Annotated in this window: 24 protein-coding genes, 1 tRNA gene and 1 pseudogene; 23 read left to right on the top strand and 3 right to left on the bottom strand. The window is 42.2% G+C overall.

Annotated features, from left to right (window positions below):
- Positions 1-274: 274 nt before the first annotated feature.
- From tgt to ABPH35_RS05570, 4 genes are all read left to right on the top strand, one after another.
- Positions 275-1414 (top strand): tRNA guanosine(34) transglycosylase Tgt, encoded by a 1140-nt coding sequence (tgt, locus tag ABPH35_RS05585; protein WP_349988770.1) that lies wholly within the window; start codon positions 275-277, stop codon positions 1412-1414.
- A gap of 414 nt (positions 1415-1828) precedes the next feature.
- Positions 1829-2272, top strand: coding sequence for an Rrf2 family transcriptional regulator (locus tag ABPH35_RS05580; RefSeq protein ID WP_349988771.1), 444 nt, complete (start codon positions 1829-1831; stop codon positions 2270-2272).
- Positions 2273-2493: 221 nt separating this feature from the next.
- Entirely contained in the window at positions 2494-3123 is a 630-nt protein-coding gene (locus tag ABPH35_RS05575; RefSeq protein WP_349988772.1) for an NAD(P)-dependent oxidoreductase, read from the top strand.
- 9 nt (positions 3124-3132) lie between these two features.
- Positions 3133-3975 (top strand): VOC family protein, encoded by an 843-nt coding sequence (locus ABPH35_RS05570; RefSeq protein WP_349988773.1) that lies wholly within the window; start codon positions 3133-3135, stop codon positions 3973-3975.
- 46 nt (positions 3976-4021) lie between these two features.
- On the opposite strand, the gene ABPH35_RS05565 is transcribed toward ABPH35_RS05570, so the two are convergent.
- Positions 4022-4453 (bottom strand): MarR family winged helix-turn-helix transcriptional regulator, encoded by a 432-nt coding sequence (locus ABPH35_RS05565; RefSeq protein WP_349988774.1) that lies wholly within the window; start codon positions 4451-4453, stop codon positions 4022-4024.
- 114 nt (positions 4454-4567) lie between these two features.
- Here ABPH35_RS05565 and ABPH35_RS05560 point away from each other — a divergent pair, with 114 nt between their 5' ends.
- The 6 genes from ABPH35_RS05560 to ABPH35_RS05535 all read left to right on the top strand — a co-directional run bounded on the left by ABPH35_RS05560 (position 4568) and on the right by ABPH35_RS05535 (position 8963).
- Positions 4568-5911 (top strand): dihydrolipoyl dehydrogenase family protein, encoded by a 1344-nt coding sequence (locus tag ABPH35_RS05560; protein ID WP_349988775.1) that lies wholly within the window; start codon positions 4568-4570, stop codon positions 5909-5911.
- Between the two features lie 9 nt (positions 5912-5920).
- Entirely contained in the window at positions 5921-6658 is a 738-nt protein-coding gene (locus ABPH35_RS05555; protein ID WP_349988776.1) for an SDR family oxidoreductase, read from the top strand.
- Between the two features lie 18 nt (positions 6659-6676).
- Entirely contained in the window at positions 6677-7069 is a 393-nt protein-coding gene (locus ABPH35_RS05550; RefSeq protein WP_349988777.1) for a DUF1304 domain-containing protein, read from the top strand.
- A gap of 5 nt (positions 7070-7074) precedes the next feature.
- Positions 7075-7980 carry an alpha/beta hydrolase gene (locus ABPH35_RS05545; RefSeq protein WP_349988778.1) on the top strand — a complete coding sequence of 302 codons (906 nt, stop codon included), beginning with the start codon at positions 7075-7077 and terminating at the stop codon, positions 7978-7980.
- A 397-nt stretch (positions 7981-8377) separates the two neighbouring features.
- The gene (locus ABPH35_RS05540; protein WP_349988779.1) at positions 8378-8683 is read left to right on the top strand and encodes a dihydrodipicolinate synthase family protein; all 306 of its coding nucleotides are present in this window, start codon (positions 8378-8380) and stop codon (positions 8681-8683) included.
- Entirely contained in the window at positions 8610-8963 is a 354-nt protein-coding gene (locus ABPH35_RS05535; protein WP_349988780.1) for a dihydrodipicolinate synthase family protein, read from the top strand. The genes ABPH35_RS05540 and ABPH35_RS05535 overlap by 74 nt, the downstream gene beginning before the upstream one ends.
- A 273-nt stretch (positions 8964-9236) precedes the next feature.
- Here ABPH35_RS05535 and ABPH35_RS05530 read toward each other — a convergent pair whose 3' ends face one another.
- Complete coding sequence (locus ABPH35_RS05530; protein ID WP_349988781.1) at positions 9237-10319, bottom strand: M24 family metallopeptidase; 1083 nt, start codon at positions 10317-10319, stop codon at positions 9237-9239.
- A gap of 276 nt (positions 10320-10595) precedes the next feature.
- Here ABPH35_RS05530 and ccpA point away from each other — a divergent pair, with 276 nt between their 5' ends.
- The 8 genes and pseudogenes from ccpA (at position 10596) to ABPH35_RS05485 (ending at position 19118) form a co-directional block, all read left to right on the top strand.
- Positions 10596-11597 (top strand): catabolite control protein A, encoded by a 1002-nt coding sequence (gene ccpA / locus ABPH35_RS05525; RefSeq protein ID WP_349988793.1) that lies wholly within the window; start codon positions 10596-10598, stop codon positions 11595-11597.
- A gap of 230 nt (positions 11598-11827) precedes the next feature.
- Positions 11828-12853 carry a glycosyltransferase family 4 protein gene (locus ABPH35_RS05520; protein ID WP_349988782.1) on the top strand — a complete coding sequence of 342 codons (1026 nt, stop codon included), beginning with the start codon at positions 11828-11830 and terminating at the stop codon, positions 12851-12853.
- A 23-nt stretch (positions 12854-12876) separates the two neighbouring features.
- Entirely contained in the window at positions 12877-14193 is a 1317-nt protein-coding gene (locus tag ABPH35_RS05515) for a glycosyltransferase family 4 protein (RefSeq protein WP_349988783.1), read from the top strand.
- A 66-nt stretch (positions 14194-14259) separates the two neighbouring features.
- Positions 14260-14607 carry a hypothetical protein gene (locus ABPH35_RS05510; RefSeq protein WP_349988784.1) on the top strand — a complete coding sequence of 116 codons (348 nt, stop codon included), beginning with the start codon at positions 14260-14262 and terminating at the stop codon, positions 14605-14607.
- A 319-nt stretch (positions 14608-14926) separates the two neighbouring features.
- Positions 14927-15544: pseudogene (locus ABPH35_RS05500) on the top strand (DUF1349 domain-containing protein).
- A gap of 28 nt (positions 15545-15572) precedes the next feature.
- Positions 15573-17522: a threonine--tRNA ligase gene (thrS, locus tag ABPH35_RS05495; protein WP_349988785.1), complete on the top strand. Its 1950-nt coding sequence runs from the start codon at positions 15573-15575 to the stop codon at positions 17520-17522.
- A 147-nt stretch (positions 17523-17669) separates the two neighbouring features.
- Positions 17670-18683: a DUF3114 domain-containing protein gene (locus ABPH35_RS05490; protein ID WP_349988786.1), complete on the top strand. Its 1014-nt coding sequence runs from the start codon at positions 17670-17672 to the stop codon at positions 18681-18683.
- 66 nt (positions 18684-18749) lie between these two features.
- Positions 18750-19118: a nuclear transport factor 2 family protein gene (locus ABPH35_RS05485; protein WP_349988787.1), complete on the top strand. Its 369-nt coding sequence runs from the start codon at positions 18750-18752 to the stop codon at positions 19116-19118.
- Positions 19119-19183: 65 nt separating this feature from the next.
- Here the strand turns inward: ABPH35_RS05485 and adhP are convergent, their stop codons facing one another.
- A complete protein-coding gene (gene adhP, locus ABPH35_RS05480) occupies positions 19184-20200 on the bottom strand; it encodes an alcohol dehydrogenase AdhP (RefSeq protein ID WP_349988788.1) in 1017 nt (338 codons plus the stop codon).
- Positions 20201-20335: 135 nt separating this feature from the next.
- Between adhP and ABPH35_RS05475 the strand changes: the two genes are divergently transcribed.
- The 5 genes from ABPH35_RS05475 to ABPH35_RS05455 all read left to right on the top strand — a co-directional run bounded on the left by ABPH35_RS05475 (position 20336) and on the right by ABPH35_RS05455 (position 24221).
- Positions 20336-20408: transfer RNA gene (locus ABPH35_RS05475), tRNA-Thr, on the top strand.
- 245 nt (positions 20409-20653) lie between these two features.
- The gene (locus ABPH35_RS05470; RefSeq protein ID WP_368849642.1) at positions 20654-20896 is read left to right on the top strand and encodes a GNAT family N-acetyltransferase; all 243 of its coding nucleotides are present in this window, start codon (positions 20654-20656) and stop codon (positions 20894-20896) included.
- Between the two features lie 468 nt (positions 20897-21364).
- Positions 21365-22069, top strand: a complete 705-nt coding sequence (gene yycF, locus ABPH35_RS05465; protein ID WP_349988790.1) for a response regulator YycF — start codon at positions 21365-21367, stop codon at positions 22067-22069.
- Positions 22062-23411, top strand: coding sequence for a cell wall metabolism sensor histidine kinase VicK (gene vicK / locus ABPH35_RS05460; RefSeq protein ID WP_349988791.1), 1350 nt, complete (start codon positions 22062-22064; stop codon positions 23409-23411). The genes yycF and vicK overlap by 8 nt, the downstream gene beginning before the upstream one ends.
- Before the next feature lie 6 nt (positions 23412-23417).
- Complete coding sequence (locus tag ABPH35_RS05455; RefSeq protein ID WP_349988792.1) at positions 23418-24221, top strand: MBL fold metallo-hydrolase; 804 nt, start codon at positions 23418-23420, stop codon at positions 24219-24221.
- The last annotated feature ends 195 nt before the right edge of the window (positions 24222-24416 follow it).

The following is a 24416-nucleotide window of genomic DNA, read 5'->3' as shown; positions in this document are numbered from 1 at the left end:
TAATAAGCAAACAATTTCTAACTTTTCTTCTACTGATTTTGGACTTCTTTTGGACATGTGAAAACTCCCCTTATAGTGTCTAGTGAATTTTGGTTTTTTCACTGTCTACTATATGGGGAGTATATCAATAGTGTAGCATAATATGGGGTGACAAGCCAGTCTTTTTTTGATAGACTAGAGAGGCTTGTACGATTTCTTTTTGATAACCTATCAGAATAAATCGTGTAGACAAGACAAAATTCCTAGGACTGTTTTTCCTAGTGGGAGGTAGAAGATGACATCACCGATTCAATATCGATTGATCAAAAAAGAAAAGCATACGGGTGCACGTTTGGGCGAGATTATTACGCCACATGGTACTTTTCCAACGCCTATGTTTATGCCTGTTGGAACCCAGGCAACGGTTAAAACCCAGTCGCCTGAAGAATTGAAAGAAATGGGTTCAGGGATTATCCTATCCAACACCTATCACCTCTGGCTTCGTCCGGGAGATGAGCTGATTGCTCGTGCGGGTGGTCTGCATAAATTCATGAATTGGGACCAAGCTATTCTGACAGATAGTGGTGGTTTCCAAGTCTATTCGTTAGCGGATAGCCGAAATATCACAGAAGAGGGCGTGACCTTCAAAAATCACCTCAATGGTTCAAAGATGTTCCTATCACCTGAAAAGGCGATTTCGATTCAGAACAATCTCGGAAGCGATATCATGATGAGCTTTGACGAATGTCCACAGTTCTACCAGCCTTATGATTATGTAAAAAAATCAATTGAACGCACCAGTCGTTGGGCAGAACGTGGCTTGAAAGCCCACCGCCGTCCGCATGACCAAGGTTTGTTTGGTATTGTGCAGGGGGCTGGTTTTGAAGATTTGCGTCGTCAATCTGCCCATGACCTGGTGAGTATGGACTTCCCAGGCTATTCGATTGGGGGTCTGGCTGTTGGTGAGTCGCATGAAGAGATGAATGCGGTACTTGACTTTACAACCCCGCTCTTACCAGAAAACAAACCCCGCTATCTCATGGGAGTTGGGGCACCAGATAGCTTGATTGATGGCGTGATTCGTGGAGTAGATATGTTTGACTGCGTCTTGCCGACACGGATTGCTCGAAATGGAACTTGTATGACCAGTGAGGGTCGTTTGGTGGTGAAAAATGCTCAGTTTGCAGAAGATTTCACCCCGCTTGACCATGATTGTGATTGCTACACTTGTCGCAACTATACACGGGCCTATCTTCGTCATCTTCTCAAAGCTGATGAGACTTTTGGTATCCGCTTGACGAGCTACCACAATCTGCACTTCTTAATCAAGCTCATGAAAAATGTCCGTCAGGCGATTATGGATGACAATCTCTTGGAGTTCCGTGAAGACTTTATCGAGCGCTATGGTTACAATAGCTCGAAGCGTAATTTTTAACAGACCGCCATTGAATCGCCTTGTGCTAAATAAAGAGCGAAAAGGTATAAAAACAGGGTAAAACAAGCGGTTGCTTATCTTACCCTGTTTTAAGTTATGGCGAGTTCTTACACACTAGTTATTTGATATTTTTGCTCGTTTTTTAAGCTCCAAAAACTGTCTAATCAACTGTATGGGAGTGAGACGATGAAATGGGTATTTTCAGTATACAACTTACCGTAGCACCAATATTAAATCGTTTTTAGGAAAATTTCTTGAAAATAATTTGGTCTAGCGAGTTACAGAGCGCTAAATCAATTTTCTTATTTTTGTCAGTAAGTATGAAGAAATGCTTGGTCAGTTTGGCTAGGATTTTTAACGTAATACTTGCAGTTACACATAAAAATAGTTATACTAAAGAAAAAGGAGGATGATATGCAAATTTCAAGTCGATTTACCATTGCGACTCATATCTTGGTCGTACTTGCCTTAGAAGGGGAGCAGACAAAGATAACAAGCGACTATTTAGCACGGAGCGTAGGGGTAAATCCTGTGATTATTCGAAACGTCCTATCTCAGTTAAAAGCTGCTAACCTGGTGACTGTTGCGAGAGGAACTGGTGGTGCCAAAGTAATTCAAGACTGGTCTGCTATTACGCTCTATGATATCTACGAGGCGGTTGATAGTTTGGGACAATCCGGTCAGCTGTTTGGCTTTCATGATAATCCTAATCCTGATTGCAATATCGGTCGTAACATCCATGCTGTGCTAGACAATCGCTTAGAAGCTGCCCAGCGGGCCTTGGAAGCTGAACTTAATCAAACAACTCTGGCAGATTTGGTTCAAGATGCACAGGAAAAAGGTCGTGCAGACAGTTAAGTCATCTGAAAAAGACGATTCAATCGTGCAATTGCTTTGCTGCTATGATGTCCAATACGGAGAAAGTTTTTTAGAAAGTAACCTAATCATGGTGATAGAAAAGACTGGTTGAGCCAGTCTTTTTTGACGAAGTGATGGATAAGTTGTAATTGTTGACATGACAACGAGTACGTGCTAGAATTGTTGTAATAAAAACAATTACAACAAAAAGGAGAAACAACATGAAACTAGCAGTTATTGGAGCAAATGGACAGGCGGGACAGGCGATTGTGGCAGAAGCAGTAGCCCGTGGCCATGAGGTGACAGCCATTGTCCGCTCCAGCAATCAATCTCAAGCACAAGGAGTTCTTCAAAAGGATTTATTTGCCTTGGAATCAGAAGATTTGAGGGGATTTGATGCGGTGATGAGCGCCTTTGGTGCCTTTACGCCTGAAACATTTCCGCAACACACGACTTCTTTGGAGCATTTGACCGCCATTTTAGCAGGAAGCGGCACACGCCTCTTGGTCGTTGGTGGGGCAGGAAGTTTGTATCTGGACGATAGCCTGACTACCCAACTCTATCAGACACCCGATTTTCCAGGCGATTTCTTCCCTTTGGCAGAAGCGATGAGCAAGGGCTTGGCAGCACTCCGTAAGGTATCGGGAGTTAATTGGACCTATATCAGTCCTGCGGCAGATTTTGAGGTGGATTATCCAAAAACAGGTGAGTATCTTCTTGCAGGGGAAATCTTTACGGTGAATCAAGCAGGTGAGAGCAAGGTGAGCTACGCAGACTATGCGATTGCCATGGTGGATGAAATTGAAAATGGAAATCATCCGAATAAGCGGATTTCCGTTCTTGGAAAGTAGTGTGATAGTATGTATCCCTATCACAGTCAGATTTATCTAGGGGAAGTTGCGCTTTATGTGGAGAATGAGCCTCAAATCAGTCAATTTTATCAGAACGTATTAGGACTAGCAGTGCTTGAAGAAACGGACACAGAGCTTCTAATAGGAGTAGGAAACGAAGGTCTTGTCCGTCTCTTACCTGCTACTCAAGAGAAATCCAAGACGTATGGCCTCTATCATCTCGCCCTTTTAGTTCCTGAACGAAAAGATTTGGCAGCTATCTTTAAACGCTTAATGGAGAACCGCATTTCTATGGTGGGAGGTTCAAATCATGGGTATAGCGAATCCATTTATCTGGAAGATCCAGAAGGTAATGGCATTGAAATCTATCATGATAAAGATATGGCTAGTTGGGATATTCGAGAAGATGGTCGGATTGTCGGTGTGACGGAGGAATTAGCTGCGCGAGAATTGTATCAAGATGGAATCTACACAGAACCTTTTCAGCTAGCAAGCGCCACTCGCATGGGGCATGTCCATTTATCCGTTCGAGAAAGTCAGCCAGCCAGTGCATTTTACCAAGCCTTGCTAGGGGTGGAGGATAAATTTTCTGTACCGACAGGAAGTTGGCTTGCCTCAGGTGATTATCATCACCACCTTGCTGTTAATGAATGGTCGGGTAAACACCTTGCACCACATCAAAAGGGGCAAGCTGGGTTGGCCTATTTTACCGTCCTTGTTGAAACCAAGGAAGGTTTACTCGCGATTCACGAGCAGGCAATCCACTTAGGTGCTTCTGTAAGATGGCTCCATTCTCGGCTACTCGAAATCACCGATACCGATGGACTTGTCGTGCGGGTTGGTGTGAAATAGTGTATAGAAAAAAGAGTTGTTCTGGGGAACGACTCCTTTTTGATCGCTATAAACTATTTTTCAGCGCTTGAATCAGCTGATTATTTTCTTGAATCAATTGATCCGCCCCTTCTCGTGTTAGTCCTTCAATTTGCCTAAAACACTCAGACAAGTGTGTTTTAATATCCTGTTGGAGCTGTTTTCCTTCTTCTGTTAGTTGCAGATATAGCTGGCGCTTGTCCTTTTCAGGTCGTAGTCGGAGAAGATAGGACTTTTCCTCTAAGCGTTTGAGCAAGGGGGTTAGGGTATTGCTGGATAGGTCAAGCCGTTTGCCGATTTCTTTTAGTGGCAAGGAAGCCTCTTCCCACAAAACCACTAAGACCAGATACTGGGTGTAGGTCAAGTCAAATTTTTCCAGATTTTTCTTATAAAATTGCCGAAATAGTCGCTCTACATTGTAAAAGGAATAGCAGAGCTGGTGAGATAGTAAATCCTTCATTTTTTCTCCAATCGTTTGCGAGTGATTCTAGAATAACATAAACCTTTTTAATTGACAAAGAATAGGACTTTTATTAGAATAATCGTGCACGATTAAATTTTGGAGGAAAAGAATATGTATCAATACGATGTAACCTTTATTGGCTCAGGGCATGCTAATTGGCATGCGGCTGTTGATTTGGCAAAGGCTGGTAAGAAAGTAGCTATTATTGAAAAAGATATTACAGCTGGAACCTGTACCAACTATGGTTGTAATGCGAAATTTTTGCTCGAAAGTCCGTTCGAGTTTTTAGATGGTTTGGCACGCTATGAAAAAGCTGGAATTGCAAAAAGTGGCGAGATTTCTTGGGAAAAACTAATGGCCTACAAGCAAGAAGAAATCGGAAGCTATGCGCCACTGATGGAAGGGATGTTTGCCCATGTGGGGATTGACTTGCTGAAAGGCAGTGGTCGCCTGCTTGATGCCCATACAGTGGCTTATGGAAATGAAACGATTACGACTGAATTTGTAGTCATTGGAACAGGTCAGCGTCCAGCTAGGTTGAATGTAGCGGGAAATGAATTCTTCCACGATAGCCGAGAATTCCTTGATTTAGAAACCTTGCCAAATCGCATGACCTTCATTGGGGCGGGGATTATTTCCCTAGAATTTGCGACGATGGTCTCAAAAATGGGCAAAGAAGTTCATATTGTTGAATTTGCAGACCGGGCTTTGGCTGCCTATCCTGAGTCTTATGTAGCTACGGTTGTTGAGAAAATGACGGATGAGGGAGTTCATTTTCATTTTGGTCAAGCCGTTTCAGAAGCAATCAAGACACAAGATGCCTATCTTGTGCGGACAGCAAGCGGGCTAGAAATCGAGACGGACTACATTGTGGATGCGACTGGGCGCGTGTCAAATGTAGAAGGTCTTGGGTTAGAAGAGTTAGGCATTGAGACCGACCGTGGCGGAATTGTGGTCAACGAGTTTATGCAAACAGCTGTTCCAACCATTTATGCGTCTGGAGATGTTGTTTCAAAAACCATTCCGAAATTGACCCCAACGGCTAGCTTTGAATCAAGCTACATTGCGCGCCATATTTTAGGTGAAAATGAAGCGATTGCTTATCCTGTCGTTCCAAATGTAGTCTTTACGCTGCCTCGGATTGCCCAAGTCGGTGTAACAGTAGAAGAAGCTAAGCAGCAAGCAGATGACTATCGTATTGTTGAGATTCCATTTGGACAAAAATTGAAATTCCAAACAAAATTAGAAGAAGAATCACACATTACTTTTATTGTCGGCAAAGACAAGACTTTAAAAGGAGCAGCTCTTCTTGGACATGAAGCAGGGGAATTAGTCAATTTAATCACATTCATTATTCAGCAAAAGGTAACAGCCAAAGATTTAGACCAGATGATTTTTGCCTTTCCAGCCGTTACGAATGGTGTCTTGAATGATTTGAAAATGGCCCTGGCCTAAGGAGGAAAAATGACAAAGGTTATTGTAATTACTGGAGCTTCATCGGGTATCGGAGAAGCAACGGCTACCTTACTAGCAAAAAGCGGTGCGAAGTTGGTGCTAGGAGCTAGAAGAGAGGACCAGCTAAAAGCCATTGTTCGGACTATTCGAGAGCAAGGTGGAAAAGCTGTCTATGCGATGACGGATGTGACGAAGCAGGAGCAAGTAGAGGCCTTAAAAGAGTTGGCTCTGACCACCTTTGGGTGCATAGATGTCTGGATCAACAATGCAGGTGTCATGCCTCAGGCGCCCTTTATAGCTGCAACTGTTCGAGAATGGGAACAGGCAATTGATATCAATGTGAAGGGTGTCTTGTACGGTATCGCTGCCTCCCTCCCAGTCATGGCACGTCAAAAAACAGGGCAAATCATCAATATTGCCTCTGTTGAAGGTCATCATTCGCATGTCGGAGGTGGTGTCTACTCTGCCACTAAGTATGCAGTTCGGGCGATTTCTGATTCCCTTCGAGAAGAAATGGCTCAAATGGAGGGTGCTCTTCGCTGTACGGTTATTTCCCCGGGGGCTATTCAAACGGAATTGGTAGGCACTGTCGCAGATGAGAACATCAAGTCAGCTTATGAAGATTTTTACCGTTCACACGGCATTTCTGCAGACAGAGTAGCGCAAACGATCCAGCAAGCCATTGATTTGCCGGAAGATACTGCTTGGAATGAGGTCGTTATGCGCCCAATAAAGCAAGTGCTGTAAGAAGAGAGGGGAGCACGAATGAAAAAAATCGGAAACATCACACGCTTTTTCAGTAGTCTGGTTGTCTTAGAATTTCTCTATATTTTTTATCTAGAAACCATTATGACGGATTCTGAGACGACCTCTCGCGTATTTGACATTCCTGTTGAGGTGTTAAAGACAGACACAGTTCAATTACTCTTTCAAAATCAGGGTGTCTACAATCTAATGATTGCTTTCGTACTTGTTTACGCCTTGGTTTTCAGTAAAAATAAAGTTGAGCTACTATTCATAATGCTGATTTATATTTTAGTCGTGGCGCTTTATGGTGGCTTGACTAGCGATATCAGTATTTTCTTCAAACAAGGAAGTGTCCCTCTCTTAGCAACGCTGACTCTGGTTTATGATACCGCCAAAAATAGGAAAGGTTGAGAAAGATGAAGTGGTGGAAAGTTATTGGTCTTGGAAGTTTGTTCGTACTCCTACTAGCCTATGTAGGGGCTTCCTTTTACTTTGCCAAAAGTATTGTAAGACCTACTCCGATGACCTTAGCTGAGGAAGAAGCCTGGGAAAAGGAACACGGCATGTGGAACGATTTTGACCAGTATAAGGTAGAAGAGTACACCGTCAAGGGGGTGGATGATTATCCCCTGCATGCAGCCTTGGTCAAGGCAGCGGATCCTAATAGTAAAAAGTATGTGATCATCACACATGGCTTTCGTTCCAATCGAAATGGTGCCGTCAAATATGTAGAGGTGTATCGTGACTTAGGCTATAACTGTCTGATCTATGATGTCCGTGGCCATGGGAAAAACGCTCCAGCCACAGTGACGTTAGGAAATACAGAGTCAAAAGACCTCCTGTACTTGATTGAAGATAGTTACCAACGTTACGGTTCGGATATTTATCTAGGGCTTCAAGGAGAGTCAATGGGCAGCTCTATTTCGCTGAGCGCCTTGCAATACCAACCAAAGGTTCAATTCGTCGTAGCAGATTGTGGCTTTACCAATTTGTATGACTTAATCGCAGCTGGTTATCAGGCTAATCACGTCGGATTTCTCATGCCGGGAGTCAATTGGATGACCAAACATATTTACGGTGTGGATATGAAACAAACGAGTGCCATTGATTCAGTCGCACAGAATCAAAGCGTTCCCATCACTTTTATCCATGGTGCAGACGATCGCTTTATTTTACCAAAAAATAGTCAACAATTAGCGAAATCAAATCTAACTCCAGACACCGTTACATTGGTGGAAGGAGCGGCTCATGCAGAATCGAGGGAAGTCTTAGGCGTTGAGGCCTATAAAGCACTCGTCCAGCAAAATCCGAATGTCAAATAAGAGAAAAAATACATTAGCGAGGATGGGAGAAAAACCATTTTCGTTTTTTTGTCGTGTTATTACTGATTTTTCTTTGATAGCATTGTTGCTTGATCATTTCTATCAGAAATATCTTTTTAATTGTATTTAAAAACTAAATGCGTACTCTTTTTATTCTATTATTTTCTTTATAATCTAGAATAGAAATCTATTTTTGAATTCATTTCCTTTTCTGTTGATTTCGAGCTTTTAAAATACAACTTCCCATAGTAACAAACATGTTCCCTTTCTTTCCAATTTCTTGATTGAAAAGTCTAGATGATCAACCAGCTTTATCAAAAATCATATTTCATATCACGCTATCGTTTGTTATACTAACTATAAAGACAGTCATTAATTTTAACGAGGAGAAAACACCATGCCATTAACAAATAATTATCATATCGCTGTGCCAACAGCTTTTCACAAAAATGAAGAGTTAAACATCGAGGCAACACTTAAGCATATTCAGCATTTAAATAAACTTGGAATACAATCTGTGCTAGTTTGTGGTTCCACAGGTGAACAGCATTCATTAAGTTTAAGTGAAAAACTTGAACTGATTGATCATTTGTCGCATTTAAAAGTTGATTCTGATTTTGAATTGATATTTGGCGTATCTAGTATCAGGGATAAAAGAGGCTGGGGATCCGAGAAAAGTTTTAGAATTAAACAAAGCAGCTGATACACCACTTCATTATTTTGCTGGTGGGGAAAAAGAGTTAGAACAAAAAATCGAGTTGGGGTACAATGCCTTATCTTCAATTGCTGGAAATCTATATCCAAATGAAGTTAAACAATGGTTTGATTCATTACTAGCAAACGAAACCAATCAGGATTACCATTTTTTAAAAGGGAAAATTGCTAAAATATTCGAAAAATCGCCACTTCCCTTCATAAAAAATGAAATTTCTAAAACTGAGAATATCAATTTTGGCATATGCAGGACACCGCTTGGAAATTAAATTTTACTAGAAAATTATGTTACTTAAATACAACGATTATATGTAAAAAGCTACCACTTGTTTTTGGTAGCTTTTGCCATTTATCGATAAAAATTTATGCCATTTAAATAAGTATTAGATATGAAAAGCGAACAAGACAGAATTCTGAGCGTCAGAAAACGAGCTTTGTTCGCTTTTTGTATTTGGAATTGGATTTTTGTCTCGCTCCCGAGTAATTCCTTTTTTCAACAGTTCAGCAAGGTAAGGATGGGAGAAGCTGATTTTTGACGAGTATTAGTCAAAATATAAGAGTTCCTTGCTTGTATCGGTAAAGACTTCAAAGCCGTTTTCGGTCACGACACCACAGTCTTCGATGCGAACGCCGACTTTTCCAGGGATATAGATACCTGGTTCAACAGAGAAGCACATGCCTTCTTCGAGGACAAGATCATTTCCTTCCATAATCGACGGGAATTCGTGGACATCCATCCCGATTCCGTGTCCCAAGCGGTGGTTGAAATACTCACCATAGCCTGCTTTTTCAATCACTTCACGAGCTGCGCGGTCTACTTCATGAGCGGTTACACCCGGTTTGATAAAGTCAAGGGCTGCTTGTTGGGCTTCAAGCGTGAGGGCGTAAATGTCTTTTTTGAACTGGTCCGGTTGGCCAACGGCAACTGTTCTGGTCATATCGCTTGCATAGCCGTTTGCCATCACCCCGAGGTCAAAGAGGAGAAGGGCATTGTTTTCCACTTTGTGAGGACCAGGAATGCCATGGGGATTCGCAGCGTTATTACCTGTTAAAACCATGGTCTCAAAGCTCATTTCAAGCCCTTCGCGCTTCATTGCAAATTCAATTTCAGCGATAATATCTGTTTCTGTTTTAGCGAGTGAAATGGCCTCAAAACCTAATTGAACTGCCTTGTCAGCCCATTTTCCTGCAATCATCATCTTTTGGATTTCATCTGTTGATTTGATTAAACGCATGCGGTTGATGATAGGGGTGAGATTGTCAAATGTTGCTTGTTCAAATACTGTTTTCAAACCGTGGTACTTGGTGAGGATGAGGTTGTCAAACTCAAGTCCGATGCGTTTGTGGTTTTTGGCTGGAAGAGTGGCTTTGATTTTCTCCCAAGGATTTTCAGAATCCACATAACCTACAACTGGAAAGGCAACCGATTGACGAGCACGTTCGGCATCCAAGGCTGGCACAAAGAGAAGCGGTGTGCTTTCTTCACTAATAAAAAGAAACATCTGGCGCTCATGCGGATCGCTGTAAAAACCAGTCATGTAGTAAATCGAAACAGGATCTGAAAAGACCGCCATGTCTAATTCAGCACTGTGTAACTGTGTCAGAATATCATTGATTTTTGTCATAAAAGTACCTTCTTTCTACCCTTTCATTTTGGCAGAAAATCACCGAAAAATCAAGGATTTATTGTGAATAACCAAAAAAGCTAGAACGAGTGAAGAAATAGAGATTTCTCGACTGTTTTCAGGTTCTTTCTCGTTTCCAATAATTTTCTTTAATTTCTCAAAATTTTTCAAAAAAATGTAATTTATCTCTTGAAAGGGATTTCAAAAAGTGATAAACTATAAAGAGGTGAAAGCGTAATTTTCATAAAAAGAAAGTGAAAGGAATTTACGATTATGTTGAATACTGATGATACAGTGACTATTTATGACGTCGCGCGCGAAGCAGGTGTTTCCATGGCGACAGTTAGTCGAGTGGTGAATGGAAATAAGAATGTAAAAGAAAACACACGTAAAAAAGTATTGGAAGTGATTGACCGCTTGGACTATCGACCAAATGCTGTAGCACGTGGGTTGGCAAGCAAGAAAACGACAACTGTTGGAGTGGTTATTCCAAATATCGCTAATGCCTATTTTGCGACCTTGGCAAAAGGGATTGATGACATTGCGGACATGTATAAATACAATATTGTATTGGCGAACAGTGATGAAAACGATGAAAAAGAAATCAATGTGGTCAATACACTATTTTCAAAACAGGTGGACGGTATTATTTTCATGGGCTACCATTTGACAGATAAGATTCGTGCAGAGTTTTCTCGGTCACGGACTCCGATTGTCCTTGCGGGGACGGTTGATTTGGAGCATCAGTTGCCAAGCGTCAACATTGATTATGCTCAAGCGACCAAAGACTCAATCGAATTACTTGCGAAACACAATCAAAGCATTGCCTTTGTGTCTGGTCCGCTAGTAGATGATATCAATGGGAAAGTTCGTTTTTCTGGTTACAAAGAAGGTCTGAAAGAGAACGGGCTAAAATTTAATGAAGGTCTTGTTTTTGAATCGAAATACAAGTATGAAGAAGGGTATGCTCTAGCAGATCGTATCTTGAATGCTGGTGCCACAGCTGCTTATGTTGCAGAAGACGAGATTGCAGCAGGTTTGCTCAATGGGATTGTTGATAAGGGGATCAAGGTACCAGAAGAGTTTGAAATTATCACAAGTGATGACTCTTTGGTCACGAAATTCACCAGTCCGAACTTGACATCTGTCAGCCAGCCTTTGTATGACATTGGTGCGATTGCTATGCGGATGTTGACCAAGATTATGCACAAGGAAGAATTGGATACGCGTGAAGTGATTTTAAATCATGGTATTAAAGCAAGAAAATCTACGAAATAAGGCTTTTTCCTAAAAGGGATTGAGTAGAAATTATCGAGGAAGATTTCTTTATGGAATCAAATGGTATGAAAGAAAGTGATAGGAGGTTGGGAAGTAATTCCAGCCTCTATTTTGTAATATTCAGGAGACTAGGTTAGAAATCTATTGTTTTGCTAAGCTGCTGCTCTTTACCCAGTTTATTTTTACATTATTCGGTTACTACATTCATCAAAGTAGTGTATAATACTAATATGAATACTAAAAAAATAATCAATATGCTAAGTTCTAGTGAGATGGTCAAGGGACAGGGGGTATCGGGGGCCTATCGAGAATTGATGAGTATGCTCCGAGAAAAAGGGAGAGACTTTCTTCTTTTGGAAGAGAAGCCATTTGCTAAGGCAGATATTACCCATTATCATACCATTGACCCCTTATTCTATCTGACAACCTTCTTCAAAAAACGGACAGGGCGCCGGATTGGCTATGTCCATTTTTTGCCAGAGACACTACAAGGAAGTCTCAAAATTCCTCGCTTGTTACAAGGATTTGTCTCTTGGTATGTACTGAGTTTTTATGGTCGGATGGATGAGCTGGTTGTTGTGAATCCAAGTTTTATTGATGAATTGGTGGAGCTAGGGATTCCACGTGAAAAGGTGACCTATATTCCCAACTTTGTCAATAGGGAGAAATGGTATCCGACCACAGAAGAAGAAAACAAAGCTACACGCCAGCGCTATAACATAACAGAAGATGCATTTATTATATTGGGAGCAGGTCAGGTACAAAAGCGGAAGGGAATTGATGATTTCGCTCACTTAGCCCAACTAATGCCAGAGTTCACATTTGTCTGGGCAGGAGGATTCTCATTTGGTAGCATGACAGATGGTCATGAACGGTATAAAAAGTTAATGGAAAATCCTCCTACCAATCTCATTTTTCCAGGTATTGTAGAGTCTGATGAGATGAGACGGCTCTACGGAATGGCAGATGTCTTTTTACTGCCTAGCTACAATGAATTGTTTCCCATGACAATCTTAGAAGCAGCTAGTTGTGGAAGTGCGATTGTATTACGGGATCTACGTTTATACGATGTCATCTTAGCTGGGAGGTATTTGTCCGCAAAGGATGTGACAGGGATGGAGGATATCCTACGCAAGCTACAGGAAAATCCAGAAGAGTTGGCTGAGTTGACAAACAAGGCTTCCTTGATTTCAAAAGAATATTCACCAGAAGCTTTGTGGGAAATTTGGTCAGATTTTTATGGCTTGAAGGAGTGAATCAGTGCTTGAAAGGAGAATGCATGAGAATTGGACTCTTTACAGATACCTATTTTCCTCAGGTATCAGGGGTTGCGACGTCAATTAAGACCCTGAAAACAGAGCTGGAAAAGCAGGGACACCGTGTCTTTATCTTTACTACAACGGATAAGGATGTGAATCGCTATGAAGATTGGGATATTATTCGGATTCCAAGTGTCCCTTTTTTCGCCTTTAAAGATCGCAGAATCGCCTATCGAGGATTTACAGATGCGTTGAAGATTGCCAGTCGCTATGATTTGGATATTATCCATACGCAGACAGAGTTTTCCTTGGGGATTTTAGGAAAAATGGTCGCTCGAGAATTGGACATTCCCGTTGTTCACACCTATCATACGCAATACGAAGACTATGTTCGCTACATTGCTAATGGGAAATTAATTCGTCCCAGCATGGTTAAATATCTGGTTCGAGCCTTTTTCAAGGATTTGGATGGGGTGATTTGTCCGAGTGAGATTGTGGAAAATCTGCTAAACGACTATCATATATTGGTATCGAAGCGTGTGATTCCAACTGGGATTGAATTAGCAAAATTTGACCGCCCAGAAATCACGTCAGATACGGTAGCTGAATTGCGGGAGAACTTAGGGCTTCAAGAAGCTGAAACCATGTTGTTGAGCCTGTCGAGGATTTCCTATGAGAAAAATATTCAGGCTGTTATTGCAGCTATGCCACGGATTTTACTAGAAAATAAGAAGGTCAAACTAGTCATTGCAGGGGGTGGTCCTTATGTGGAGGAGTTGCAGCAACAAATCATGGACTTGCAGCTAGAAGATCGTGTCTTGATGACAGGGATGATAGCCCCAAGTGACACTGCTCTCTATTATAAGGCTGCTGATTTCTTCATCTCTGCTTCAACCAGTGAAACACAGGGGCTGACTTATTTAGAAAGTCTGGCTTCTGGAACACCAATTATTGCAGAACGAAATCCTTATTTAAAAAATGTGGTGACAGATAAAATGTTTGGAACCCTCTATCAGCGCGAGGCCGAGTTGGCTGATGCAGTATTAGAGGCTATTGCGGTCACACCACGCATGAATCCTTATCAGCTAGAGAGGAAACTATATGAGATTTCCGCTGAAAATTTTGGTCGTAGGGTCTATGAATACTATCTTGATTTAAAAATCTCTCATGATTTTAGACGGGAACACATCAATGAAGATAGCACGGCCGAAACCTTATTAAAGGAAGCAATCAGCCTGCCCAAACGGGCTTTTGTCAAGTCATCGGACACCACGGCAACGATTGTAAAAAAATCAGTCGAACAAGTAAGATCGATTCGTGACTATTTTGAGGATTAAGCATCTTTTACAAGATTCAGGGTAATATTTCTTATCAGCTAACAACGAAAGCGAGGATGATTGATTATGAAACAGTTAAGAAAAGACAGTTTATTTCTACTTCTCATCATCTTTATTTATATCGGATTCCCATTGCTAATCCCTTATATCAGTCGTGATCAACTGGTTCAAAAATCTCTTTATGTCAACCATATTTTGTGCTACATTCCTGCAGTGGTTTTTCTATCCTCCCTCATCTATGGTGTGAAAGTTGGATTCAAAGTCCGTTATGCCATCTGTGTGTGCCTCCTCTTTCCCTTGACAATTCTTGTTTGGCAACAATGGATTGTCATTTATCAAGTGATCTATACTTTGCTAGCTCTTTTGGGAAATGGACTGGGACATTTGATAAAACGAATGTATAAAGAGCGCTAAAAAATCAAGAAAAATACTTGAAATTTCGTCCAAAGATGCTATAATAGCAATCAGAGACAAGTCAGTTAGGATCTTTTTTCAAGAGAGTGCGTGGTTGCTGCAAACGCATAAAAAGCCTGATGAGATACTCCTCTCCTAGCTTTTATGAAAACATAAAACGGTTGCTACGATATAGCTGATTCGAGGTGCTAGCCCTATTGACATGAGGTGAATAGTTGCTCAGCACGAATGAAGGTGGAACCACGTTACGACGTCCTTTTTGGATGTCGTTTTTTATATGAAGAAGGAGAGGAATAGCGTATGCGAAAGGAAGATGACAATGAATTTGGCATATACAGCTGATAAACTCAAGTGGACGAGGGAGCCTGCCACCTACCATGTATCAGATGAGGAAATCACGGTTACAACATTGCCTCATACCGATCTTTAGCAGCGAACCTATTACCATTTCCGTAATGACAATGCCCCAGTGCTACAAATGGAGACAGATGAGGAATTTTTCTCTTTTGTCGTAAAGACACAGTTTGATAGCAAGCATCGATTTGATCAATGCGGGGTCGTGGTCTATCTGGACAGTGAAAATTGGCTCAAGGCTTCGATTGAGTACGAAAATGAGACCATTCAACATTTGGGGAGTGTCGTGACTAACCACGGTTATTCTGACTGGGCAACGACCGAGATTGCAGCGAACATCAAGGAAATGTGGCATCGTCTGAGCCGCCGCGGACAGGATTTCCGTATCGAATGTTCGACAGATGGAAAGCATTTCCAGCAGATGCGTATCTGCCATTTGCACGAAGCGAAGGCAACCATTTCCTTTGGGATTTATGCCTGTAGTCCAGAAGATTCGTCCTTTACAGCTCGTTTCACTAACTTCTCGCTAGGAGAATGCGTGTGGCAGGCTCATGATGGTCAGGCACCTGACGACTTTGTTTAAATTGATAACAGAAAATAAGGAGAAAGATATGATTAAGATTACATTTCCAGATGGCGCTGTGCGCGAATTTGAGTCTGGTGTTACAACTTTTGAGATTGCGCAGTCAATCAGCAATTCTCTAGCTAAAAAGGCACTTGCTGGTAAATTCAATGGTAAATTGATTGATACCACTCGTGCGATTGTTGAAGATGGCTCGCTTGAAATCGTCACTCCAGACCATGCGGATGCCCTTGACATCTTGCGCCACTCAGCTGCCCACTTGTTTGCGCAAGCGGCTCGCCGCCATTTCCCAGATATTCACTTGGGTGTTGGACCTGCGATTCAAGACGGTTTCTACTATGACACCGACAATGAAGGAGGCCAAATTTCAAATGAAGATTTGGCAGCTATTGAAGACGAGATGAGAAAAATCGTCAAAGAGAACTTTCCAAGTATCCGAGAGGAAGTATCAAAAGATGAGGCGCGTGAAATTTTCAAAAATGATCCTTACAAATTGGAATTGATTGAGGAGCATTCTGAGGACGAGGGTGGCTTGACCATTTATCGTCAGGGTGAATATGTCGACCTTTGTCGTGGTCCTCATGTGCCGTCAACAGGTCGCATTCAGGTCTTCCAATTGCTCAACGTAGCAGGGGCTTACTGGCGTGGAAATAGCGACAATGCTATGATGCAACGGGTCTATGGTACGGCTTGGTTTGACAAAAAAGATTTGAAAAACTACATTCAAATGCGAGAAGAAGCCAAAGAACGTGACCACAGAAAACTTGGTAAAGAGCTTGATTTGTTCATGATTAGCCAAGAAGTAGGACAAGGTCTGCCATTCTGGTTGCCAAACGGAGCGACAATCCGCCGCACCTTGGAGCGCTACATCACGGATAAGGAATTGGCATCCGGCTACCAACACGTCTACACTCCACCGCTTGCTTCAGTTGAATTGTACAAGACCTCTGGTCACTGGGAGCACTATTCAGAAGATATGTTCCCAACCATGGACATGGGAGATGGTGAAGAATTTGTCCTACGTCCAATGAACTGTCCACACCACATTCAAGTCTATAAAAATCATGTTCGTTCTTACCGCGAATTGCCAGTCCGTATTGCAGAGCTTGGTATGATGCACCGCTATGAAAAATCAGGCGCCCTTTCAGGTCTCCAACGTGTACGTGAAATGACTTTGAATGACGGTCACATTTTCGTTGCACCAGAGCAGATTCAAGAAGAATTTAAACGGGCGCTTCAGTTGATTATTGATGTGTATGCCGATTTTAATTTGACAGATTACCGTTTCCGCCTTTCGTATCGTGACCCAGAAGATACTCATAAGTATTACGATAATGATGAAATGTGGGAAAATGCTCAAGCTATGTTAAAAGCAGCCATGGATGACATGGAATTGGACTACTTTGAGGCGGAGGGAGAAGCAGCCTTCTACGGTCCAAAATTGGATATTCAGGTAAAAACAGCCCTCGGAAATGAAGAAACTCTTTCAACCATTCAGCTGGATTTCTTGCTTCCAGAGCGCTTTAATCTAAGCTATATTGGAGCAGACGGAGAAGAACATCGCCCAGTTATGATTCACCGTGGTGTGATCTCTACCATGGAGCGCTTTACGGCTATCCTGATTGAAACCTATAAGGGGGCCTTCCCAACCTGGCTTGCCCCAACCCAAGTAACCCTTATTCCAGTTTCAAATGAAAAACACGTAGACTATGCTTGGGAAGTAGCCAAAGAATTGCAAAACCGCGGAGTACGTGCTGTTGTCGATGAGCGCAATGAAAAGATGCAGTACAAGATTCGCCAGAGTCAAACCGGCAAGATTCCATACCAATTGATCGTCGGAGACAAGGAAATGGAAGAACGTGCGGTCAACGTCCGCCGCTATGGACACAAGGAAACGCAGACCGTTAGCCTTACTGACTTCACTGAGCAAATCTTGGCAGATATTGCAAACTACTCTCGTGCGAAAAAAGACGCCTAGATAGTGGAGTAACAATCGATTTTGTTGTGATAACCCGCATAGTCGATGAGATCTTCAACTATATCTGAAATTCTATTAACATAGACGAAACAATAGGGGCTGAGAGATTTCAGCTCCTGTTTTTGATAAACTAGAAAGGAGGAAATCATGTGGCAGATTCTATCAAAACACAAGTGGTCTTTTAGCCAGAAAGGACTAGCAGAACACTATTGTAAAGCGAGACAAGTGCTTGCATTAAAAGAGGAGGGCTGGTCAGATGAGACCCTAGCGAGGATAGTGGAGCGACAGCTAGACTTGTGTGACAGTCGGATTGGGTCTAGCTTATTTCGTGAACTGTGGCAATTGGAAAAAAGCAATCTACCTCCTAGACAGCTCTTGGAGATTATCATTGCTATCGTGGGAATGCCAGATGATGTATCAGGAGAATTGACTGAAAATCAAGCCCTAGTCGCTCGTTTTCATCCTGACCTTGCTCCTCATGATCCTTTTTGGTGGGACTTGTCTCATGTTGTTGATCAAACCTTTCCGGGAGCGAGTATGGTAGAAAAAGACTTACTAGCAAGGCAAGTTCATCAACTTCGCTATGTTATTTCTAGTCAACAGGCTGAGTATATCCGCCAGCGTGTGAAAAAAGTGAGAGAAACAGATAGCCAGGCCCTTGCTCGTTATTTGCGGAAAACCTATCCTCGGTGGTCTTGGAAGAAGGATTATACAATCGGAACATCTGCTCGCTTGCATAACAAGCTCAAGTTTAAAAATGGGAAAAAGCAGTATCCGTCAGGCTATTCGTCCTTTAATATCAAAATTCTGATTCATTTTCATACGGAATTTATCCTTGACAGTCGGGGCAATTTTCTCAATGAAATGGACGCACAAGAAGTCACCGAGATAGGCATTGTCAATGGAGCGAGCTTTAACTATGGCAAAGCAGGCAAACGCCACTGGGACTTGGATGTCGATACAGTCAGTCCGCATGATCCTGCCTTTCGTGACCGAGCGACTAAAGGATTTCGAGCGCCAAATCGCAGTGGCAAGACAGAAGCTGATTATGAGCGCAGCTATTTTAACCCTCAAGGGTTGTATGCTGAAAATGGTTTGTCCAACTATCAACAGACCAAGTTGATCGTGCGAGAGTTTAAACGCATGATGTGGAGAGGTTGAAATTTCTTTTCAAGCTATGCCAAAAGTGTTATCATGAAGCTAGAAACAAGGTAGGAGGTCCTGCTAATGGATATATCATCGTTTGTGACAGCTGTAGTGGCACAAAATGAGGAAAAACTCAGAAGCTATTTTGCCGAAGATGCTGTAGTCCGCTGGCCCTGCACCAATGAATGTTTTTCTGTGGCCGAGTATCTTCGGGCCAATTGTGACTATCCTGGAGACTGGGATGGAGAAATCGAGCATATAGAAGAAGTAGGGGATACGATTATCATCGTCACTCGTGTTTTTCCTGTTGATAAATCTTTTTCTGTTCATGCGGTTAGCTTTATGAAAACCCAAGATGATGTGATTGTAGAGCTAGATGAATACTGGGCAGACGATGGCGAAGTACCAGACTGGCGCAAACAGCTGAACCTTGGAAAGTCTATTCGATAAATAGAGAAAACCCGCTGAAGAATTTCTTCAGCGGATTTTGGTTATTATTAACTATAGAAAATCAATTAGTGAGTGAAGTCAAGAACCATGCGACCTTGAATTGTACCAGCAGTCATTTCATCAAAGACAGCAGGAGCGTCTTCAACTGGACGAGTTTGGACAACAGGGACAACTAATCCTTCTGCACCAAATTGGAAGGCTTCTTCGAGATCTTTACGAGTTCCTACGAGTGAGCCAACAACTTGAATACCATCAAGAACGGTTTTAACGATACTGAGATCCATCATTTCAGATGGAAGACCAACGGCTACGACACGCCCCCCAGCGCGGACACTATCAACCGCTTGATTGAAGGCCACTTTTGATACGGCAGTTACGACAGCAGAGTGGGCTCCACCTGTTTTTTCTTGAATCAAGCCTGCTACATCTTCGACCTCACGTCCATTGATAACGATGTCAGCGCCGACTTGTTTGGCTAATTCTAATTTATCATTGTTAATATCAATAGCAACGACATGTGCATTGAAGACTTTTTTCGCATATTGAACAGCCAAGTTTCCAAGTCCTCCTGCTCCAAAGAGAGCAATCCATTCGCCTGGTTTGAGATGTGCTTCTTTGATGGCTTTGTATGTCGTTACTCCTGCGCAAGTGATAGAGCTTGCTTGGGCTGGGTCGAGATTTTCAGGAACTTTAACAGCATAGTCAGCTGTTACGATACATTGTTCAGCCATTCCTCCATCAACAGAGTAGCCAGCATTTTTTACAGAACGACAGAGTGTTTCACGGCCTGTATTACAGTATTCGCAAGCACCGCAGCCTTCGAAGAACCAAGCTACACTGACACGATCGCCAACTTTCAAACTTTTCACATCTGAAGCGATTTCTTTTACAATCCCAATTCCTTCATGTCCGAGGATACGACCAGGCACTTGTCCAAAGTCACCGTGTGCTACGTGAAGGTCTGTGTGGCAAACACCACAGTATTCAATTTCAACGAGGGCTTCGCCAGCTTCTAGTGGCCGCAGTTCTTTTTCGACAACTTCTACGCCAGTAGATTCAGGGTTTACAACAACAGCTTTCATAGTTTTTCCTCCGATTTGTTTTGATATGTTCATTATATCACAAACTTCCCAAAAAGCAAGCGGTTACAAAGATTATATTTTAATTTTTTTAATGACTTGACATGTAAAATAAAAGTGCTACAATATAGCTGAAAAGCCGATTTAGCTCAGTTGGTAGAGCAACGCACTCGTAACGCGTAGGTCGTAGGTTCGAGCCCTATAATCGGCATAGTTTATGATTTAAATGAAAGTTGCTAACTACGGAAATTATCGAATATTACGATAACACTGAAAAATACCTTTTGCAAAGGAAATTTTTTCAGATTTACTAGAATCGTTTGGAATTCCAGATAGTAGCGAGGCTCATTGCCAAGAGGCGCGAGAACTTCCTATGTGGTTAGCCTATGAATATAATCAGGCGGTGGGTTTCATTACTCTTTCATATTCAGGCCTGATTGTGCAGAGATTCGCTGTATGGCAGTCAGGAAAAATGAGCACCGCCGTGGAGTTGGATGCAGGTTACTAGCAGTTTTGGAGGAGCAAGCCAAGGAAACTGTTTCTTTTTTACAGGTGAAGGCCGTGGCTAAGGGATGGTATGAAACTTATGATCAGACGAATGAGTTTTATCAAGCTATGGGATTTTATTTGTTAGAGATTTTTCTGACACTGTGGAAAGAAGCTATCTCATGTGCTATTTGGGTAAAATATCTTAAATGAGAGTCTAGGAAAAGTCTAATCAACGGCTATAAAAAACGAGCAAATCCAGATTGGAGATGCTCGTTTTCTATGTTAAAAGGTAAGACAAGGAGTAATCTGCATACTCAGTGTAGTCAACCAAAACAAGTACAGGTACAAATGTGGGAGAAGGGTCATTTGCCGTGAACGAATCAGATTTGTCACGAACGTTGGCCAGTTCAAAGTGGAAAGGTGTAAAGTTTTAAAATAGCTTTATCTCTAATTGTATTACCACAAGGATTTTATATAATTGTTGGCTTATTACTTTTGTTTCCAAAGTTCGTAAAATAGATAGACACGGTGATTGATTGGCGGGATGTTCGTTGTTTACATTTCAAATACAGTCCTTCTCACTTTTTTCAAGAGCTAGAAAATCACTTCCCACACTTCCGTCATGCTAATTTGGGAGAGTTTTGGTATAATAGCATCAGAATGACGAGGTGAGAGTAGATGAAAAAAATCTTGATTGTTGATGATGAAAAGCCGATTTCAGACATTATCAAGTTTAACATGACACGAGAGGGGTACGAGGTGGTGACGGCTTTTGACGGTCGGGAAGCCTTGACCTTATTTGAAGCAGAATTTCCAGATATTGTGATTCTGGACTTGATGTTACCAGAGATTGATGGACTTGAAGTAGCCCGCACCATTCGAAAAACCAGCAATGTGCCCATTTTGATGCTGTCTGCTAAGGATAGTGAGTTTGATAAGGTGATTGGTCTTGAAATTGGGGCGGATGACTATGTGACCAAGCCATTTTCAAATCGGGAATTGCAGGCGCGGGTCAAGGCCTTGTTGCGCCGCAGTGAGTTGACTGAAACACAGATCATATCAGAAGCGACAGGGACACCGGAGTTAGTCATTGGGGATTTGGTGATTAATCCAGATGGATTTGTGGCCAAAAAACATGGCAAAGAGCTAGAATTGACCCATCGTGAATTTGAATTGCTCCATCATTTGGCCAAGCATTTGGGGCAGGTCATGACACGGGAGCATTTGCTTGAGACCGTTTGGGGTTATGATTATTTTGGTGATGTACGGACAGTTGATGTAACGGTTCGTCGCTTACGTGAAAAAATTGAGGACACACCGAGCCGTCCAGAGTATATCTTGACACGGCGTGGTGTAGGGTATTATATAAAGGGAAATGATTAATCAATTACGGTATGTAATCACCAAGCCGGAGTTTTGGTTTGTCGTCATCTTGATTGGTTTTGTTATTGTGCTCAGTGTGTTGCTGATTGAAAATCATCGTGATAATCAACAAATTAAAGAACTCAATAAGAAAGTCAAGCGGTTAATTGAGTTGGACTATTCAGATGTTCTTGACTTACGAGGGAGTCCTGAGATTACAGATATGGCCAATTCGCTCAACGACTTATCTGAAGTGATTCGCCTGACACATGACCATTTGGAGCAGGAAAAGACGCGTTTGTCCTCTATTCTTGCCTATATGAGTGACGGAGTGATGGCAGCCGACCGCATGGGTCGAGTCATTATGGTCAATGAAACAGCGCAAAAGCAGTTGGGCTTGGCTGCCAAAACGACAGAACAACGGGATTTATTAGAAATTTTAGGAATTCGTGAACAGTATAATTTTCGGGATTTGCTAGCTCAAACGCCTGAAATTGTCACCGAACATGATAATGAAGCTGGGGAATTTTTGACTTTACGCGCCAATTTTGCAACCATTCGAAGTGAAAGTGGTTTGATTTCAGGTCTGGTTGTCGTCTTGCACGATATGACCGAACAGGCCAAGGAAGAACGGGAGCGGCGTTTGTTCGTTTCCAATGTCAGCCACGAATTGCGGACACCGCTCACCTCGATCAAATCCTATCTGGAGGCCCTTGATGATGGAGCCTTGACAGAATCGGTCGCGCCTAGCTTTGTCAAAGTGTCACTCGATGAAACTAATCGGATGATGCGGATGATTTCAGACTTGCTCAGTTTGTCACGGATTGACAATCAAGTCAGCTCAGCTGATGTGGAACTGATTAATTTTACGGCCTTTGTCACCTTTATCTTAAACCGATTTGATCAGATGAAGAATAAGGAGACAGACAAGGAATATACGATTATCCGTGATTATCAAATTACACCGATTTGGATTGAGATTGATACGGATAAGATGACCCAAGTCATGGATAATATTTTAAACAACGCTCTCAAATATTCACCTGATGGCGGAAGGATTACCTTTAGTATGAAGACGACAGATACCCAATTGATTGTCTCGATTTCAGATGAAGGTTTAGGAATTCCTAAGGCTGATTTACCACGCATTTTTGACCGCTTTTATCGAGTGGATAAGGCTCGGTCACGGGCGCAAGGTGGGACAGGGCTCGGTCTTGCCATTGCCAAGGAAATCGTCAAGCAGCATAAGGGTTTTATCTGGGCCAAGAGTGAGTATGGGCATGGATCTACCTTTACCATCGTCTTGCCGTATATCAAAGAGATTACGACGGACGATTGGGAGGATGCTGAAGAGGAAGAATAGGAGTGTATGGGAGAAACAGGATTTCGTTATAGTATTTTAGCCTCTGGTTCGAGTGGAAATTCCTTTTACTTGGAGACAGAAAAGAAAAAGATTTTAGTGGATGCAGGCTTGTCGGGTAAGAAAATTACCAGCTTGCTAGCAGAAATTGATCGGAGACCAGAAGACTTGGATGCCATTTTAGTTACGCATGAGCATAGCGATCATATTCATGGCATTGGCGTTCTAGCTCGTAAATATGGTATGGACATCTATGCTAACGAAGCGACTTGGCAGGCCATGGAGGGAAAATTAGGCAAGATTGCCCTAGAGCAAAAGCATATTTTTGAATTGGGTGTGACCAAGACTTTTGGAGATTTGGATATTGAGAGTTTTGGAGTCAGCCATGATGCGGCTTGTCCACAATTTTACCGCTTTATGAAAGATGACAAGAGCTTTGTCATGTTGACAGATACGGGTTATGTGAGTGATCGACTAGCAGGGATTGTGGAAAATGCGGACGGTTACTTGATTGAGTCCAACCACGATGTGGAAATTCTGCGGGCGGGGTCATACTCATGGAACCTCAAGCAGCGGATTTTGTCAGACAAGGGACATCTTTGTAATGAAGACGGAGCAGATGCCATGATTCGTTCTCTCGGTAATCGAACCAAGAAGATTTACCTAGGTCATCTGAGTAAGGAAAACAATATCAAGGAACTGGCCCACATGACCATGGTCAATCAGCTTGCGCAAGCTGATTTGGGAGTTGGAGTTGACTTCCAGGTTTACGATACATCGCCAGACACCGCTACACCGTTAACGGAAATATAATCACATCAAAGCCATATGGACGTTTTTCGTCTGTATGGTTTTTTGTATGGAAAATCTCCTTGTCAGTGTGATATACTCCCCATATAGTAGACAGTGAAAAAACCAAAATTCACTAGACACTATAAGGGGAGTTTTCACATGTCCAAAAGAAGTCCAAAATCAGTAGAAGAAAAGTTAGAAATTGTTTGCTTATTA

It is taken from the genome of Streptococcus handemini (assembly GCF_040984445.1).
Classification (GTDB): Bacteria; Bacillota; Bacilli; order Lactobacillales; family Streptococcaceae; genus Streptococcus; species Streptococcus handemini.
This window is presented reverse-complemented; position numbering and strand designations above follow the sequence as displayed.

Coding starts and splice junctions, on each gene's coding strand:
- ABPH35_RS05555 (WP_349988776.1), top strand. CDS start 5,921: ATGACAAAGGTTATTGTAATTACTGGAGCTTCATCGGGTATCGGAGAA.
- vicK (WP_349988791.1), top strand. CDS start 22,062: ATGATTAATCAATTACGGTATGTAATCACCAAGCCGGAGTTTTGGTTT.
- thrS (WP_349988785.1), top strand. CDS start 15,573: ATGATTAAGATTACATTTCCAGATGGCGCTGTGCGCGAATTTGAGTCT.
- ABPH35_RS05550 (WP_349988777.1), top strand. CDS start 6,677: ATGAAAAAAATCGGAAACATCACACGCTTTTTCAGTAGTCTGGTTGTC.
- tgt (WP_349988770.1), top strand. CDS start 275: ATGACATCACCGATTCAATATCGATTGATCAAAAAAGAAAAGCATACG.
- ABPH35_RS05565 (WP_349988774.1), bottom strand. CDS start 4,453: ATGAAGGATTTACTATCTCACCAGCTCTGCTATTCCTTTTACAATGTA.
- adhP (WP_349988788.1), bottom strand. CDS start 20,200: ATGAAAGCTGTTGTTGTAAACCCTGAATCTACTGGCGTAGAAGTTGTC.
- ABPH35_RS05520 (WP_349988782.1), top strand. CDS start 11,828: ATGAATACTAAAAAAATAATCAATATGCTAAGTTCTAGTGAGATGGTC.
- ABPH35_RS05530 (WP_349988781.1), bottom strand. CDS start 10,319: ATGACAAAAATCAATGATATTCTGACACAGTTACACAGTGCTGAATTA.
- ABPH35_RS05545 (WP_349988778.1), top strand. CDS start 7,075: ATGAAGTGGTGGAAAGTTATTGGTCTTGGAAGTTTGTTCGTACTCCTA.
- ABPH35_RS05490 (WP_349988786.1), top strand. CDS start 17,670: ATGTGGCAGATTCTATCAAAACACAAGTGGTCTTTTAGCCAGAAAGGA.
- ABPH35_RS05455 (WP_349988792.1), top strand. CDS start 23,418: ATGGGAGAAACAGGATTTCGTTATAGTATTTTAGCCTCTGGTTCGAGT.
- ABPH35_RS05510 (WP_349988784.1), top strand. CDS start 14,260: ATGAAACAGTTAAGAAAAGACAGTTTATTTCTACTTCTCATCATCTTT.
- ABPH35_RS05560 (WP_349988775.1), top strand. CDS start 4,568: ATGTATCAATACGATGTAACCTTTATTGGCTCAGGGCATGCTAATTGG.
- ABPH35_RS05470 (WP_368849642.1), top strand. CDS start 20,654: ATGGCAGTCAGGAAAAATGAGCACCGCCGTGGAGTTGGATGCAGGTTA.
- ABPH35_RS05485 (WP_349988787.1), top strand. CDS start 18,750: ATGGATATATCATCGTTTGTGACAGCTGTAGTGGCACAAAATGAGGAA.
- ABPH35_RS05515 (WP_349988783.1), top strand. CDS start 12,877: ATGAGAATTGGACTCTTTACAGATACCTATTTTCCTCAGGTATCAGGG.
- yycF (WP_349988790.1), top strand. CDS start 21,365: ATGAAAAAAATCTTGATTGTTGATGATGAAAAGCCGATTTCAGACATT.
- ABPH35_RS05580 (WP_349988771.1), top strand. CDS start 1,829: ATGCAAATTTCAAGTCGATTTACCATTGCGACTCATATCTTGGTCGTA.
- ABPH35_RS05575 (WP_349988772.1), top strand. CDS start 2,494: ATGAAACTAGCAGTTATTGGAGCAAATGGACAGGCGGGACAGGCGATT.
- ABPH35_RS05540 (WP_349988779.1), top strand. CDS start 8,378: ATGCCATTAACAAATAATTATCATATCGCTGTGCCAACAGCTTTTCAC.
- ABPH35_RS05570 (WP_349988773.1), top strand. CDS start 3,133: ATGTATCCCTATCACAGTCAGATTTATCTAGGGGAAGTTGCGCTTTAT.